A 17321-nucleotide genomic window follows, 5' to 3' on the forward strand; every position below is an offset into this window, starting at 1 on the left:
ATTTTATCTGCAACATACCATAGTCCGTACGGGATTCGAACCCGTGTTACCGCCGTGAAAAGGCGGTGTCTTAACCCCTTGACCAACGGACCAGAGTTGTTATTTTCAACTCTTACTATTATACAGCCTTTTTGTTTTTTGTCAACTACTTTTTTAAACTTTTTTCGACTTTTTTAAATTTGACTATTTTAGCCCAATAGCAAACTCTTTAAACACAATACGTAAATCCCTCAATACTCTTTGACGTCCTCGAAAACGTTCATTTCTTAAAACACGTTCTAACTCTTCTTGTTTTTCTTTACTTTGTTCCTTTCTATACCTCCGTATTGTTTCATGAAAGAGATAGTAGTCATCTAGCCACAGACCTCCCTCGCTTATACGATGACTTATCTCACCTACTTCTTCATATGGTTCTTTATCATATCTTCTTTTTTGACTTTCTTGTTTACGGATATAGTCTAGAATCCGATTTCGGAATTTAGTTTTGAAATATTTACGTAAGCGTGGAATATCTTCTACTATTCCTTCTTCTTTACTAATCAACTCATGTAAGCAAATCATTCCCTCTTGATCCCAATCCGATAGCTCCCATAAATGCAAGTAATATTCATTTCTACACTTGTACACAATTCCTTGAACTTCTTGATACAATTCTTTAATCATAATGTTCTCCTTTCTAGATACAGTTTAACAAATCATAGAGCTATTTAGGTTCATTCCCCTATTCTGCTTTCTACACCGTCTCAACTGCACAAAAAAAGAGAGGTCGTTCCTCTCTCAATGTCATTAATACTCAATGATTTTCAAAACGCTTTTTTCCAGTCCTTGAATAACTTCTTGAAGCTTATCAATGACGGATTCCAATGTTTGGAAAGCCTTATTTTTACAACATCGTTTTCGAATTTCTTTCCAGACTTTTTCGATAGGGTTCATTTCTGGTGTATAAGGTACTTGATTTATGCCATATAGCATTATCCATGACAAGTAACATATAGTCGTCTGGATAAGCTTGTGAGACTTGCCGTAGAAATTCATTCGTCCACTCAGTATTGCATCCTCCAACAATGAGGAAGAAGGAATCTACTGTCTGAGCATCTACTGCCCCATAACAATAGCGATATTCTAGCATATAATGACTAGGAATGCTAGATCGGATTCCTTGAGGAGCCCAACAAGAACTCATCATACTGATTCTTCCAAAACCAGCTTCATCTTGGTACATCAAGCGTACTTTGTTATAGGATTTCTCCTCTTAAAGCGCTTGCTTAAGATCTCGAATGTAGATTTTATTTTTAGATGTCTCAATTGTTTGAGCGTCTGCCTTCTTGGTATGTTTGGGTCGAGGAGTGACCGTTCGCCAACAATGGCGTTTCAGGAGATAATAGAATCCATCACGTGTGGAAGTGCGACCAATCTCTCTTTGATAGGCTTCAAATAACTGATTGACAGTTACAAATTACCCAGCCTGAGTAGCTTCTATATGACGTTTTAGAAATGTTTGTTCTTCTTCGTAAGTCATATATTCTCGATGACGTCCACCACGAGTCTCTTGAAGAAGAGCTTCTAAACCAAACTCCTTGTATTTTTTCAAATTCCTCCGAACAGTTGTTTTATTGCAATCTAGCAGATCCATGATTTCCTTATAACTCTTTTCCTTTGAGCAAAAATAAATAATCTGTAGACGTTTGTGATATTTGGCGTACGATGAATCTCTTAGGAGTTCTTCAATTTTTTGTCTTTCTTCGTTTGTAAGTTTCATAACTACTATCTATAAGATGTTTTTTGAGATTTATGTTACTCTATAGATGAAATCAACTACCGATTGATCTTTTATCTTTCTTGGATATTTTCGATTCGGTCGAATAATAGATAACTGTTTCTTGAGGTAGTTTTCAACTGGAGAAAAAAGGGAACCGTTAAAAAACAAACGGCAGGCATAAGTCGCATCTGAGAAACACACTTTATATCTTTGTTTTTTGTGACTACTGTCGATGGCAACTTGCGAGTTTACCCAACGACAAAAGTTAAAATTTGTAAAGCGAGCAAAGATTTCTTTGAGAATCCCTGCCTTCTTTTTGGCGTGAAAATTGACCAAGCCAATACTGTATTTCAGGTCACGAAAACTAGTCTCTATGCCCCATCTACTGGCGTAGAGATTTTTTAATTCTTGGACTGAATATCCCGTATTTGTCACTAAAGTTTCGTATTTTCCTTTTTCCACTTCTAAACGTACCATACGAAAAGGAAGTTGGTATAGTTCAACAGGGTCATGTTTTCGACTTGTTTCTGGAAGAAAATCAAAAGTAGAATTGTGTGGAATAAAATGATAGTCATTGGGAAAATCACGATAACGTTTTTTAAACTGCTTGGTTTGCTTTCGTGATAATGTTAGAGAAAATGTTTGATCAAAACACTCTGTATTTGGCAAGTTGAAGGAAGAACACATAGATTGTTTCCCATCTCGAATGCAGATAAGGTAAAGCCAACCTTTTTCTTGAAAATGAGCCATGAGATTGTAACTTTCATATCCTCTATCCATGATAACCAGAGCTTTCTCGAAAGGGAGAAGTCTCCATCATCTGAATCATAGCTAATCGATCATGTTGCCTATGTTTGTCTTGAATAGAAACATCTCTTTATCCTCCAGTCGTCAAGTCGTATAGGGTATTTATGTGCATGAGATCATAGGATTTAACATCCTTTTTTGTTTAGATAGAGGTTTCTGTATCTATAGGATTTCTAGGAATACAGATATCACTCCCATCAGCAGCGAATATTAGGAAATCAGTGTTGAGTGGAATAGGTGCTGTAAATTCTTTAAATAGGGCATAGAAAGCTTCAGGTTTTATTTGATAGCGTCTTTGAACAAAGGCTGAATTTGAAACTGTCAGTTTGGCATCTAGTAATTCTTTTGACAGTGATTTCCCGCCCATTCCCAGAATTGTACGAATCATAGTTTCTAGTGATAAACTTCTTTTACGAGTAAAGACCTGTTCATCTTGTTTGACGAACTCAACTTTTTGACCAAGGATACTCTGAATACTCTTATTCAAGTGGGCTTTTATCTGTTTTATCATGAGAAATACCTCCTTAACTATAAGTTTATCACATAAAAAAGAAACCCAAATACAGAATTGTATTTGAATTTCTTAACTTAATGACATTAGTGCCTCTATAAGTGTTATTTTTCGTCATTCATTTTTGATTTTACTTCATCATAAGATAGTGCATGAGATTCCTCTTCTACTGTTTCAGGCATCTTTCCTGTTTCGTAAAGAGATTTAATTTGTGTACTATCCAATGTTTCGTATTTCAATAATGCTTCTGCAATCAACTTGTGAGTTTCACGATTTGACTGAATAATTTCAGCAGCTTTATTTCGTGCTTCATTCAATAATGATCTAACCTCTTCGTCAATTTCATAAGCTGTTTGTTCTGAAATTGATTTTTGAGGGCTTTGTGCACCAAACATGGCATGATTTCCTTCATATTGAACTGGGCCAAGTTTTTCACTCATACCGTACTCTGTAACCATTGCACGCGCCATTTGTGTCGCTTGTTCAAAGTCGTTTGAAGCTCCTGTAGTTTGGACATTAAAGATAATTTCTTCAGCTACACGTCCACCCATTAAGCCAGCCAATTGCTCTTTCATATCTTCTTTAGATAGAAGCATTTGGTCTTCCTTAGGAAGTGCAATCATATAACCGCCTGCACGGCCGCGTGGTACGATAGTAACTTTATGAACAACACGGGCATTTGACAAAACTAAACCAACAATGGTATGACCTGCCTCATGGTAGGCAACCAATTCACGTTCTTTTTGTGAAACAGTCTTATCTTTCTTAGAAGGACCAGCAATCACTCTATCTTCTGCTTCATCAATATCTGAGGCATCAATTACCGATTTATTGCGACGAGCAGCAACTAAAGCCGCTTCATTCAATACATTCTCTAAATCAGCACCCACAAAACCTGGAGTTTGTTGAGCCACTAATTTCAAATCAACATCTTCTGATAAAGGCTTGTTCTTAGCGTGAACTTTCAAGATTGCTTCACGACCTTTAACATCAGGACGGCCAACCAATACTTTTCTATCAAAACGTCCTGGACGCAAAAGGGCAGGGTCAAGTACATCTGAACGGTTTGTAGCAGCGATGACGATAATCCCTTCATTTCCCTCAAAACCATCCATCTCAATCAAGAGTTGGTTCAAGGTTTGTTCACGTTCGTCATTTCCTCCGCCAAGACCAACTCCACGTTGACGTCCAACAGCATCAATTTCATCTATAAAGATGATAGCTGGTGCTGCTTTTTTGGCATCTTCAAAAAGAGAACGAACACGACTAGCTCCAACTCCGACAAACATTTCTACAAAGTCAGAACCTGAGATACTAAAGAATGGAACACCTGCTTCTCCGGCTACTGCCTTAGCAAGCAAAGTTTTACCTGTTCCCGGAGGTCCCTCCAAAAGAACACCTGCTGGAATACGGGCTCCAAGTTTTGTAAATCGTTTTGGATCTTTTAAAAATTCAACAACTTCAACTAGTTCTTGTTTTTCTTCCTCAGCTCCAGCAACATCTGAAAATCTTACTTTAATATCTTCTTTATTTGCAGCTTTAGCCTTACTACGTCCAAAACTCATTGGGTTACGACTATTATTTCCTCCCATATTTCCCATCATAGAGAATAGGAAGAAGAAAAGAATACCGAATGGCACAATGGATACAAGAATATTAATCCACATACCACTTGAACTTTCATGTTTAACAGTTACTTCCGCTTTATGGTCAGAAGCAAGTTTTTGCAATTCTGATACTGTAGTGTCTGAAGGAAGAATAATACTTGAAAATTTCTCTACTGTTGTAGCAGAAGGAGAAAAGAACTGAATGCCTGTTGCTTCTTTACTTGTTTTAGGATTTTTATAAACACCTGAAACTTCGATAACACTGCCATTTGGTTGGTAAGTCAATTCTTTTACATTGTCATCGGTAATTTCTTTTACCAATTCTGTATAATTAATTTGCTCATTTTTCCCTGCAACACTACCTGTACTAAAATACTGATAACTTGTAACTAGGAAAAAAATAAGTAATAACCATAGAAAAGGATTTTTAATTAAACCATTATTTTGTTTTTTCATTAAAAATTGTTCTTTCTAATTTGAATATACTTCTTCTTTCAATACTCCAACATAAGGAAGGTTACGATAGTTTTCTTTGTAGTCTAAACCATAACCTACTACAAACTCATTTGGGATAGTAAAGCAGGTATAGTCTGCCTCAATTTCTACAACACGTCCTTCTGGTTTATCCAACAAGGTTGCAATTTTAACAGAAGCAGCCTCTCTTGCTTTAAACATATCTCTTAAACTCTTCAAAGTTTGACCTGTATCAATAATATCTTCTACAAACAGAACATGTCTTCCTTTGATATCCTGAGTCACATCTTGTTTAATATTGATAACACCACTACTTGCTGTTCCACCATGGTAGCTAGAAACCATCATGAAGTCCATTTCAATATGTGTATCAATCTGTTTAACCAATTCAGCCATAAAAGGGATAGATCCTTTTAAAATCCCAATTAAAATCGGATTTTTTCCTGCATAATCTTTAGTTAGTTGGGCACCTAATTTTTTAGCAGCTTCTGTAATTTCATCGTGTGAAACGAGAATTTTTTTAATATCGTTTTCTAACATTTTTTTACCTATCTATTTTTTCTATATAAAGTACAGTGTTCATTATATCATTTTTCGTGTTTTTACTCAAATTACTGGTCGCAATTCCCAAAATTGAGACAATTTCACCAAATTGCTCAATAATTAGAGCAGATTTTCGTTTTTCCATAGGGATTTTCAAATCGATAAATAGACGTCTGAGTTTTTTTCTATGCCCATTTTGAATCAGAAAATCTCCTGTTTTTCGATGACGAATGTGTATGGATGTTTCCCGTGAAACAGGTATTTGTTGAATTGATTCACCTTCTAAAGGAATTCCAAAGGAAAATATGCATCCTTGATAAAATACCTGATTTTGATAGTGTAACACAAGTTCATCTTCCTTTTCATCAGACTGAGGACTGATTTTACAAATCCGAAACTGTTGATACTCTTTTACTAATTCATAACCATTTTTAAGTGGATGACGATACTGGCTTTTAGTCTTTAAAATTTGCCGAACTTCTTCAAACTGAGCTTTTGTAAGATTCAAATCTGGAAAACGATTCAGATAAATTTGAAGTAAAACTTTTTGTGTTGGCTCAGAATAAGAAAATAACTGCTGTAAATCTTCCACATCAATATTGCTAGATAATTCAGCTATGGCTAAGTCATAATCTAAAATTTCATTTCCTATACTTAAGATTGCATCTCTAAATCGAGGATTTTCTTTTTCTAATTCTGGTAAATAAAAGTTTCGAATACGATTTCGAAAATAATGATTTTCCTTATTTGATGCATCTTCAAAGTGAAAAATTGATGGAAAGTCTTTTTTCTGAAAATGCAATAAGGGCCGAATGATTTCTATCTCTCCTACTACTTGCTTCTCCTTAATTCCTGATAGATAGCGCAAACGAGTACCTCGAATCAAACGCATCAAAATCGTTTCCACCTGGTCATCAGCATGGTGGGCAGTGACTAAAGCTGTCGCACCTGTCTTTTTCATGACCTCTTTAAAAAAATCATAACGAAAATGTCGAGCACGCGCTTCTGAAAATTCTCCTGAAAAATTGCTGATATAAATAGGAAGCTCTGATTCAGCAGCCAACTTCCTTAATTCCTGTTCTTCCCAATCTGATTCTACTCTCTGCTTATGATTAACATGGGCTAAAATCAGTTCGATTTCTAACTCTTTTTGATAAGTAGATAATACCTTAAATAGAAACATAGAATCTAACCCACCAGAAAGAGCTAGCACCACCTTAGTATGCTTTTTGAAATATCCCTTCTTGAGAAAATGATTTAAAAAATCTTGTTCCCTCATTTTAGAACCTCATAAACATCCTTGGATATCTGAGAAATTGTATCATAATCAGAATTCTTAGTGAAAATAGAAAGAATAAATGGAGAATCTGCGTAGACAACACCCGTATCATGCTTAAATTCGTCCGCATCCCCAATTTTATGAGCTACCTTCACAGAAACACCTTTGGCAATTCGCTGATTATCAAAATCTGTTTTAGTCAAAGACTCTAGCACAAATCCATTTTGATTATAAATAGCTTCCATGACCTTCCCGGCCATCTTGGAAGAAATCAATTTTTCTTTTGAATCCCAATCATCTCCCATAATAGCAGACATCTTGGATTTGAATGTGGCATCAGATTGGTTTGAAATGTAATATCCCAATATGTTATGAGCTACATTGTCCGATTCTTTAGATACTTTCGTTATTAAGTCCTTGAGAGAATACTCTTTATTATCCTCTTTTTTAGGGAGGCTACCACTTCCCTCTGGTTTATAAGAACCTGGAAAATCATTGACCGCAGATACGTATTTTACAGTCGTGTCTAACTGATAAAGACCCTCATTTATTTTTTCTTGCGTATAATAAAGATAAGGGAGTTTTAAAACACTAGCTGCATACATCTTTTCATCTTGATTGATACCAGCTTCTTTTCCAGTAGTCAGTTGCTTAACATAAATAGAGAATGAATCCTTCTGATATTTTTCAGATAACATTTCTTGAACTTTACTCATCCGATTATCTTCTTCAGAAGTTGATTCTTTAGCTACCCATCCAGTCTGATCAATATGTAGAAATTCTCTTCCTTCTACAAACATGGTCTTATCGATTGATACCTGAGAATAAGCTGATAAGGATGATTTCACTTCTTTTAAATCATAAGGACTATTGTACAGTTTAAAATCAGATTCTAACCATACTTTTTTTATTGTAGGAGTTACCTCTGACTGATCATATAAAAATCGTTTGTCTGCAGCAATAAATTGATGATTGGATAACTTAAATACTGGAATTCCTTGTTTATTTAAACGCCACTCGGTTATTTGGAAACTTATTTTTGGACTTAATTTTCCAGATTCAACAACTAAATCTTCATTCGCATAAACAGGAACTTCTCCATAAACCATAGGAGAAGTTAGCTTTTCTCTAAAATAAATACCAAAGTCAGATTGTGAAAGGTAATAAATTTCTTTCGAAGTATAGACAACTTCTTTTTCTGTGCTAACTACTTTTGAAACTGTCAAAAAACTCGGTAGCAACAAAATAATTAAGAATTTACGCATTCTTCCTTTCCTTTTCTTCTTGTAAACGCAATAATTGATTTTTATCAGCCAACTCTTCAAGCTTTTCATCTGATAAACTCAAAAATTGCTCAATTACGTCTAATAAATTTTCCATTTTATCACCTTTGAAGCAAGTCAGGAATCGTATAAACAGATTCCCGATTCTTAGAATAATAGTACTTCGCTCGTGTATATTTGGCAGCATAATCCTCGTCTTTCAACTTGGTAGCAAATGCTGTCTCCTTATCCTTTTCATCACTCAAAGTTTGATACTGAGTTTGCAAGTCTGCTAATTGCTGACGTCTTTGGAGTAATTGCTGATAGCTCTGCGCTAAATTAAAAGTTGGCAAAATAAATAACAGCATAATCAAAATCAATACCCACCCCATAAAACGATTCCGTTTTTGTCGTTCTTTCATCAGGTAGCGACGACGTTGGTATTCATTTTGGATAAAAGAATTGTTTAATTGTACAATATTCTTAGACATTTTCTTCTACCCTTGTTTCACTGATAATTTCATACATGCCTGCTGCATCTTCTTTTTTTGTACTATCTTTCATCTCTAGTACTTTGACAAGTAGCAACTTATTTCCAAAACGAATTTCAACTTGGTCATTAACTTTCAAATCCGTTGAACTTTTGGCCAAGATTCCATTCACCTTGATTCTGCCTTTATCTGCTACTTCTTTTGCGACTGTACGACGCTTGATAATTCTTGATACTTTTAAATATTTGTCTAATCTCATTTTTATTACCTCAATTTATTATTGTACCATTTTTATCTACTTTATAGAAAAAAAATATCAAATGACATTTTCTTCCTTCGACTCTTTTATCTCTAATAAACTTTCTCCAAAAATGAGCAGACCTTCTAAAATTTCATAGTCCTTCTTGTTTCGGACATCAAATACGACTTCCATTAATCCCTTATTCTCAGCTATTGCTGCTTTTATGTTTGTTGCAGATAAAGCTTTAAAATAATCTTGAGCTAAAAACAGTCGTTGAGTGACTTTTTCAAATTGAACTGTAATCTTATTCTCTTTTCTTTCCACACGTTGAACAAAAACCTTGTCAAAATAAGACTTGACCAAACCAATCTCTAAAAGATAGGCTACCACGTCTGGATATTCTCCAAAACGGTCTATCAACTCCTCTTGTAACTCTTCATAATTGACACGGTTGTCAATTTGACGAATTTTCTTGTAAATTTCGATTTTATGTCTTTGGTCAGAAATATAAGTATCAGGAATATAGGAATCAATTTGTAAAATCAATTCAGCATTTCCTTTGGTTCTTGTGTTAGTGTTAGCATTACCGTTTCTTCTAGCAATAGCTTCCTCTAGTAACTGCGAATACAATTCAAAACCAACAGAATCAATGAAACCAGACTGGGATTTTCCTAAAAGATTTCCTGCTCCACGAATCGAAAGATCTCGCATAGCAATCTTAAATCCCGAGCCCAATTCTGTAAATCCTTTGATAGCTTCTAATCTCTTTTCAGAAACTTCACTGATTGATTTTTCTGGACGATACATGAGATAAGCATAAGCAATGCGGTTGCTACGACCAACTCTTCCTCTTAACTGATACAAGGTTGACAAGCCCATATGGTCTGCATTTTCGATAAACAAGGTATTAGCATTTGGAATGTCCACCCCTGTCTCGATAATGGTAGTCGTCACCAAGATATCATATTGTCCCTCAATAAAGTCTAATAGAGTATTTTCCAACTGGATTTCACTCATTTGTCCGTGAACATACCCAATCGAAGCTTCTGGAATCAACTCCTGTAATTCTGAAACCTTCTGATCAATTGTGTCAACTTTATTGTAAAGATAGTAAACTTGACCTCCACGCTCCATTTCACGCAAAACAGCATCACGAATGACACTATCATTCTTTTCCAAAACATAGGTTTGCACTGGATAACGATTAGTCGGCGGAGTTTCAATAACAGACAAATCTCTGATTCCCAACATAGACATATGGAGGGTACGAGGGATTGGAGTAGCGGTCAAAGTTAGGACATCCACTTGTTTCTTCAATTCTTTCAAAGTTTCCTTATGCTTGACACCAAATCGCTGTTCCTCATCAATAATCATCAATCCTAAATCAGCAAATACAACATCTTTTGACAAAACACGATGGGTTCCAATCAAAATATCAACTTGACCGTTTTTCAATTTTTCAAGTGTTTCAGTCTGCTCTTTTTTACTTCTAAAGCGACTCAACACATCAATATTAACTGCAAAATTTTGGAATCTTTCCTTAAAATTGGTATAGTGCTGTTGCGCTAAAACCGTCGTCGGAACTAGAACGACAACTTGTTTGTGATCATTGACTGCCTTAAAGGCTGCACGCATAGCAACTTCAGTCTTTCCAAAACCAACATCCCCAACTAAAAGTCTATCCATTGGTTGAGAAGCCTGCATATCTCTCTTGATTTCCTCAACACTACGAAGTTGATCATCCGTTTCAACATAAGGGAAGGCATCATCAAAAGCATGTTGATCCTCATCATCAGCTGAGAAAGCAAACCCCTTCAACTGTCTGCGTTCAGAATAAAGTTTAATTAAATCGTCAGCTATATCCTCTACCTGGTTCTTAACTTTTTGCTTTGCTTTTTTGAAATGACCATCATTTAATTTATTGAGTTTAGGTGCTTTACCGTCACTTGAAACGTATTTGGAAAGTAGATGAATCTGTTCCACTGGGATAGAGATTTGATCCCCGTTTTGGTATTGAACACTAACATAATCACGATGAATCCCTTTGATTTCAATGGTTTCAATTCCTAGATATTGGCCAATCCCATGAATATGGTGAACAACGTAGTCCCCTCTTTCAAGTTCATTGTAATCTTTTAATCTCTCTGCGTTTGAAACATGTTGTCTTCGAAAACGACGTTTCAATTTCTTTTGAAAAATCTCATGTTCAGTAATAAATAAAATCTTTTCATCTACAAAATGAAAACCATGTCTGAGATTTCCCTCGATTAAGTTTACAGATTCTTTACAAATACTTGACTTATCTCTGGAATCTAATTTAATCTGGTATTCCTCTAAAACATCCTCCAATGTTTTACTTCCCATTGAATTGCTAGACTGTAGGATAATAGTATAATCCATTTTTTTGTATCGTTCAACTTCTTCTTTTAGAAAAGAAAATTGATTGAAAAACTCCTGCATGGGATATTGATTAAATTGATAAATTTGGTCAAACTTGAGATTTCCTAACCCCTTTTGTATATTAGAGAAAAAGGTAACCGGACTCTGTTTTTTATAGAGTTGCTCTGTATCTGCAAAATACTGCATCTCAGAAAATGCTTTACTGCTCTGTAATTCTTCTGTAAAGTATTGTGCTAATTCTCTTTCAAAGACTTCATACTGATTCATCAATTTCTGATAATCATCAAAGAATATTGGTATGTCTTTTTCAATATAATCAAATACAGTACATGATTTCTCATAACACAAAGATAAAAATTTCCTAGAATCTGCATGACTTTGTTTTTGATGAAAACTTGAAAGAATTTCTTCTAGATAAGATTTCAGAATCGGCGATAGAGTCTTCAAAATTTGTTTTTCTAAAGTCAACTGACCTCGTTGATAATCTTCTTCTCTTATGAGAATATCACTAGCTGGAAAGATGATGAGTTCTGACTGATTTTCTTTCGATAATTGTGTTTCGACTTCAAAAGTACGAATTCCATCTACCTCATCACCAAAAAACTCAATTCGGCAAGGTTCTAACTGAGATATTTCAAAAATATCTAAAATATCTCCTCGAAGACTAAATTCTCCTTGAGTTTGTACTTGTGTAACCTTTCGATAACCAATTTCCTTTAACTGATGGATAAGCGCATGTTGGTCATATTCTTCACCAACTACAATTTTTATAATACTTTCTTTAAATACAGTTGAAGAGGGTAAAATCAGTCGACTTGCTGCAATATTACAAACTAAGATCCCTTTCTTAGACGGATCACTCAAAAAACGCAAAGCTTCAACCCGTGAGATAATTTTTTCTTGTGAAGACATTAAAAACTCGACCATAGGTGAATCATCTACCAAAAATGGATAGACAAATTCCTCACCTAAGATAGAAATAAGATCACTAATAATCCCTTCTGCTTCTCCATAAGTTGATGTCAATAAAACAATCTTATCTTCTTTCTTCAAACTACTAGCGATGGCTAAAGCTTTTGTAGAAGTTGACAAACCTAACATTAATTGTCTTTTTTTCTCTATCAGATTTTGATGCCATTTTTTGATCTGATCATTTTCTGAGAACAACTCTAATAAGGTCACCATTTATCCGTTATACCTCTGCATCATTTTTTCAAAGTTTTTCTCTTGTAAATAATAATTTACAGCATCGTCAACTTTGTCAATAGACTGTAAAATACCGATATAATCATCCTTGTCAAACTTACTTAAAACATGATTAACAACTGACATGCCGTTTTTGGGTCTTCCAATTCCAACCTTAACACGATTAAAGGCCTGAGTCCCTATATGTTGAATAATAGACTTGATACCATTATGACCACCTGCTGATCCTTTTGCTCTTAAACGAATTTTCCCAACTTCCATATCAAGGTCGTCGTAAATGACGAGTAAATCTTCAATATCCAAACCATAGTAAGTCAATAAAGCATGAACCGCTTTTCCACTTTCATTCATAAAGGTCATTGGTTTAACCAGATAAATTTTTTCTCCATTTAGGAAAAAGGATGCTAGTTCAGCTTGAAATATCTTATCATGTGTAAAGCTAACATTCTGTTTTTTTGCTAGTTGGTCAATCAGCATAAAGCCAACATTATGTTTAGTTTCAAAATATTTATCTCCTGGATTTCCCAATCCTACAAGTAATTTTGTCATTTATATTTCCTTTCAAAAGTCAAAAGGGTTGGAATTTTTTTCCAACCTAATTGACATTATTTTAAATACTGATTAAACGTTAAAGCGGAATTCCATGATATCGCCGTCTTGGACGATATATTCTTTACCTTCTTCACGCAAACGTCCAGCTTCTTTTACGGCCTTTTCAGATCCGTATTTCACTAGATCCTCATATGACATGGTTACCGCACGAATAAATCCTTTTTCAAAGTCTGAATGGATAATACCAGCTGCTTGAGGAGCCTTCATACCACGTTTGAAAGTCCAAGCACGAACTTCTTTTTCACCAGCTGTAAAATAAGTTCCCAATCCAAGCAAGTGGTAAGCTGCACGAGTCAACTTGTCAACGCCTGATTCTGTCAAACCAATGGCTTCAAGAAACTCTTTTTTATCTTCATCGTCCAATTCAGAAATTTCTTCTTCAGCACGCGCTGAAATGACTACTACCTCTGCATTTTCTGTCGCTGCGAATTCACGAATTTGTTTGACATAGTCGATAGAATCTGGATCTGAAACTACATCCTCATCGACATTAGCAACATAAAGAACTGGTTTAGTTGTCAACAGGAAGAGACCTTTGACAACTTTTTGTTCTTCATCTGTAAATTCGATGGTGCGAGCTGATTTTCCATCTTCTAGGACTGGTTTAATCTTTTGAAGAACATTAAATTCTTCCACAGATTCTTTATCTTTTTGCGTGCGTGCCATCTTTTCTACACGCGCATAACGTTTATTGACTGATTCTAAGTCAGCAAGAATCAATTCCAGGTTAATGGTGTCAATATCTGCAAGTGGATCCACAAAGGCATCTTCACGTCCTTGCTCGCGCATAACATTTTCATCATCAAAAGCACGAACTACGTGAACAATCGCGTCTACTTCACGGATATTAGCCAAGAATTTATTCCCTAGCCCTTCTCCTTTTGAAGCTCCTTTTACAATTCCTGCGATATCTGTAAATTCAAATGTTGTTGGAACTGTCTTTTTAGGAGTGATCATTTCCGTTAGTTTTTGTAGGCGTTCATCTGGAACCTCAACCATTCCAACGTTTGGATCAATCGTCGCAAATGGATAGTTTGCAGCCTCTGCTCTTGCTTTTGTAATTGCATTAAATAGTGTTGATTTACCAACGTTTGGCAAACCAACGATACCTGCTGTTAAAGCCATATTTTCTCATTCTCCGTTTTCATTTCAATCCCTAATATTATAACACAAAAAGGGAAAACTTGCTAACTCTCTAACTAAGGGTTCTCAGTCAATAATTTTATTCATTTTTCGATCAAAATCATAGCGTCCCATCATGACAACATGGTCACAATTACTACATTTGATTTTGATATCTGCCCCTACACGTGTAATTTCCCAACGATTAGCTTTTTTTCCTGTTGACTTGATTGTGCAAGCATGTGGTTTTTTCATTTCAACAAAATTTCCAACTTGATACATACTACTCTCCTTTTTCTTTTTTGATTATATCATAAAAGAGGCGAGCTAGGCTCAACCTCTTTCACTTAATTTGTACGAACTGGTGTAATAAGCTGCATGAAGTCCTCATCAGTGTCTGCTGGCACAAGAGTAAATGGACGAACAGCTGAGATAAAGCTAATGGTCACCTTTTCGCTATTTAAAGCTTTAAGAGAATCAATCAAGTAAGTTGGATTGAAACTAATGGTCAAATCTTCACCAGTCACCTGATCAGTATCGATTTCTTCGTTTACTTTACCAACTTCTGGAGAGTGAACATGGGCGCTAACAACCCCATCTTTTATTTCAAGTTTCACAGTACCATTTTGAGTCGCACTTGATAAAAGACGAGCACGTTCCATTGACTGGCGTAAGTTTACAACATCAAAAGTAATAGTAGTGTTAAAGTCTGTTGGAATCAAGCGATCTGTATCAGGATAGTTTCCTTCTAGGAGACGAGTATAGAAGCTAATATTTTCGCTTCTAAAGAGAATTTGATTATTGGCAAAGAAAATCTCTACAGTTTCGATATCATCTGTAAATACCGCTGAAAATTCGCGTAGAGAACGGCTAGGAATGACAACATCAAAATCATCACTATTTTTCTCAAGCGTTAATTTTTTCTGACTTAGACGATGAGAGTCTGTTGCAACTGTTTTTAACTCTTTGTGTTGACTCAATACAAAATGAACACCTGTCAAAATTGGACGACTCTCTTGTGTACTTGCAGCAAAGGCTGTTTCATTGATAATTTTCTTGAGTAATTTTGTTTCAAGAACCAAAGGAGTGCTTGCTGAAATTTCTTGGATTCGTGGGTACTGTTCGCTATCTTTTCCTTTTAGGGTAATTTCTGATTTTCCACTGGTTAAAACAATTTGATTTTGTTCAATTTCTTTAAAATCAAGAGTCACATCAGGTAGACTAGATACCACATTGATGAAGAAAGAAGCTTCAAGAAGGATAGAACCTAAAGAAGTAATTAACAAACCAGCATCTTCATTTTTTTGAGAAATAAAATTTTCAATTGAAATTTGACCATTTGAACCAATTAAAGTAACACCTTCATTGGTCACGTCAATTTTTACGGTTGATAAAATAGGAATGGCATTTTTAGAACTAATAGCTCTCTTAGTAGTATTTAATGCTTGTAGAAATAAATTTTTATTAATTGAAAAATGAATCATGGATTCTCCTTTATTTATTTTAGTATTAGAAGGATAATAGTAATAATAGAGTCTGTGAAATCTGTGGAAAACAGACTAAAAGTAAGGCATACCAAGTTTTTTGCCTTGTTTAAAAAATGTGGATAAAAAAGATAAAAAAGCGAAAGTTATCCACAAGTTATTTTATTTTCTTTTTGATTGATTCAATTTCTAAACGTAAATTATCGTCTTCATCAATCAAAGATTTAATTTTTGCATGGGCGTGAATGACTGTTGTATGATCTTTTCCACCAAATTCCTTCCCAATTTTTGGAAGACTATTATCTGTTAGTTCTCTAGATAAATACATGGCTACTTGACGGGCTAAAACAATATGTTGAAGGCGTCTGCTTCCCTTCATTTCTTTGACACTAACTCCATAGAAGTTACCAACTTCATTTTGGATTTTGTCAATTGGGATGACGAGCATTTGGCTAACATCCTGTTTGCGAGCTCTAATAGCTTCTGCAGCAATATCAATAGTGATATCCTTGATTTTTTTTACTTTGGCAATTAAAGTGATGTCGTTGATGGCTCCCTCAAGATCTCGAACATTTGAATCAAATTGTCCAGCTAGGTATTCTAGAGTATCACTTTGGAAATTGTAGCCTAAATGTTCCGTTTTACTTTGTAAAATGGCAATACGTGTTTCAAAGTCAGGGGGTGTGATAGTTTGTGTTAATCCCCAACTAAAGCGCGTGACAAGCCTCTCCTCGAGCCCTTCTAGATGTTTTGGACTTCGATCACTCGTTAGGACAATCTGTTTTTGCTTGTCGTGCAGTGCATTAAAGGTATTGAAAAATTCTTCTTGTGTTGCAACTTTTTTACCACTTAGAGATTGTATATCATCAATCAATAAAAGATCAAGGCTACGATAGGTCTTTTTAAACTTTTCCATCTCCCCAAGTCTTAGGTGATCAAGAAAGTCATTAATAAAGCTTTCAGCAGGGATATATTTAACACGCGCATCAGGAATGTTTTTTAGAATTTCATTTCCAATAGCGTTTAATAAGTGAGTCTTTCCAAGCCCAGGTCCTCCATAGATAAAAAGAGGATTATAGGTCAGAGCCAAATCTTCAGAGACAGCCAAGGCGGCTGATACTGCCCAAACATTTCCATTCCCTTGAATAAAGTTATCAAAGGTGTACCTTTCTTTTAATCCCGTATCCGAATAAGGAATAGATGCTAACTTTGGACTATAGTCATAAAGAGTTGAATTTATATCTTCTTTAACTTGTGAGATAGTCGTATCTTGAGGTTTGGTGAAAATATAGTGGGGAGTTATTTCAGCGTCATAAACTTCAAAACCAGCTACTACAATAATATCTTTTAGTTGTTTTTCCCAGACCATTTCCATTTCAGAGCGAGGTAGAAATATAGTGGCAATATTTTCTTCTACCTTGACGAGTTCAGCTTGGATAGCATAGAAATCATACATGGATCGAGTGAGTCTTTCTTGTGCAAATTCTAATATACGATTCCAAAATTGTTTTTCTTTCAATCCG

The 17321-nt window shown here is 35.2% G+C and carries 14 protein-coding genes, 1 tRNA gene and 2 pseudogenes; all 17 read right to left on the reverse strand.

Going from position 1 to position 17321, the window contains the following annotated elements:
- Positions 1–20: 20 nt before the first annotated feature.
- The 17 genes and pseudogenes from FJR73_RS05910 to dnaA all read right to left on the reverse strand — a co-directional run bounded on the left by FJR73_RS05910 (position 21) and on the right by dnaA (position 17317).
- Positions 21–92, reverse strand: a tRNA-Glu gene (locus FJR73_RS05910).
- 91 nt (positions 93–183) lie between these two features.
- A complete protein-coding gene (locus tag FJR73_RS05915; protein WP_125451777.1) occupies positions 184–663 on the reverse strand; it encodes a sigma-70 family RNA polymerase sigma factor in 480 nt (159 codons plus the stop codon).
- A 123-nt stretch (positions 664–786) separates the two neighbouring features.
- Positions 787–1759: pseudogene (locus tag FJR73_RS05920) on the reverse strand (IS630 family transposase).
- Positions 1760–1789: 30 nt separating this feature from the next.
- A pseudogene (locus FJR73_RS05925) lies at positions 1790–3077 on the reverse strand (IS4 family transposase).
- 104 nt (positions 3078–3181) lie between these two features.
- A complete protein-coding gene (ftsH, locus tag FJR73_RS05930) occupies positions 3182–5140 on the reverse strand; it encodes an ATP-dependent zinc metalloprotease FtsH (protein WP_140833892.1) in 1959 nt (652 codons plus the stop codon).
- 15 nt (positions 5141–5155) lie between these two features.
- Entirely contained in the window at positions 5156–5698 is a 543-nt protein-coding gene (gene hpt / locus FJR73_RS05935) for a hypoxanthine phosphoribosyltransferase (protein WP_140833894.1), read from the reverse strand.
- A gap of 4 nt (positions 5699–5702) precedes the next feature.
- Positions 5703–6980 (reverse strand): tRNA lysidine(34) synthetase TilS, encoded by a 1278-nt coding sequence (tilS, locus tag FJR73_RS05940; protein ID WP_140833896.1) that lies wholly within the window; start codon positions 6978–6980, stop codon positions 5703–5705.
- Entirely contained in the window at positions 6977–8245 is a 1269-nt protein-coding gene (locus tag FJR73_RS05945) for a serine hydrolase (RefSeq protein WP_140833898.1), read from the reverse strand. The genes tilS and FJR73_RS05945 overlap by 4 nt, the downstream gene beginning before the upstream one ends.
- Positions 8238–8360: an SP_0009 family protein gene (locus FJR73_RS10395; protein ID WP_000429334.1), complete on the reverse strand. Its 123-nt coding sequence runs from the start codon at positions 8358–8360 to the stop codon at positions 8238–8240. Before FJR73_RS10395 ends, FJR73_RS05945 begins: the two co-directional genes overlap by 8 nt.
- Before the next feature lie 4 nt (positions 8361–8364).
- Positions 8365–8733, reverse strand: coding sequence for a septum formation initiator family protein (locus tag FJR73_RS05950; protein WP_140833900.1), 369 nt, complete (start codon positions 8731–8733; stop codon positions 8365–8367).
- A complete protein-coding gene (locus FJR73_RS05955; RefSeq protein ID WP_001234978.1) occupies positions 8726–8992 on the reverse strand; it encodes an RNA-binding S4 domain-containing protein in 267 nt (88 codons plus the stop codon). The genes FJR73_RS05950 and FJR73_RS05955 overlap by 8 nt, the downstream gene beginning before the upstream one ends.
- 57 nt (positions 8993–9049) lie before the next feature.
- Positions 9050–12559: a transcription-repair coupling factor gene (mfd, locus tag FJR73_RS05960; RefSeq protein ID WP_140833902.1), complete on the reverse strand. Its 3510-nt coding sequence runs from the start codon at positions 12557–12559 to the stop codon at positions 9050–9052.
- Positions 12560–13129, reverse strand: a complete 570-nt coding sequence (gene pth, locus FJR73_RS05965; protein ID WP_140833904.1) for an aminoacyl-tRNA hydrolase — start codon at positions 13127–13129, stop codon at positions 12560–12562.
- Between the two features lie 72 nt (positions 13130–13201).
- Positions 13202–14317, reverse strand: coding sequence for a redox-regulated ATPase YchF (ychF, locus tag FJR73_RS05970; RefSeq protein WP_140833906.1), 1116 nt, complete (start codon positions 14315–14317; stop codon positions 13202–13204).
- 84 nt (positions 14318–14401) lie between these two features.
- On the reverse strand, positions 14402–14596 hold the full coding sequence (locus tag FJR73_RS05975) for a DUF951 domain-containing protein (RefSeq protein ID WP_000285186.1): 195 nt from the start codon (positions 14594–14596) through the stop codon (positions 14402–14404).
- Positions 14597–14661: 65 nt separating this feature from the next.
- The gene (dnaN, locus tag FJR73_RS05980; protein ID WP_000581173.1) at positions 14662–15798 is read right to left on the reverse strand and encodes a DNA polymerase III subunit beta; all 1137 of its coding nucleotides are present in this window, start codon (positions 15796–15798) and stop codon (positions 14662–14664) included.
- Between the two features lie 157 nt (positions 15799–15955).
- Positions 15956–17317, reverse strand: coding sequence for a chromosomal replication initiator protein DnaA (gene dnaA / locus FJR73_RS05985; protein WP_140833908.1), 1362 nt, complete (start codon positions 17315–17317; stop codon positions 15956–15958).
- Positions 17318–17321: the final 4 nt, after the last annotated feature.

Origin of the sequence: Streptococcus sp. D2, assembly GCF_006385825.1 — a bacterium.
Classification (GTDB): Bacteria; Bacillota; Bacilli; order Lactobacillales; family Streptococcaceae; genus Streptococcus; species Streptococcus shenyangsis.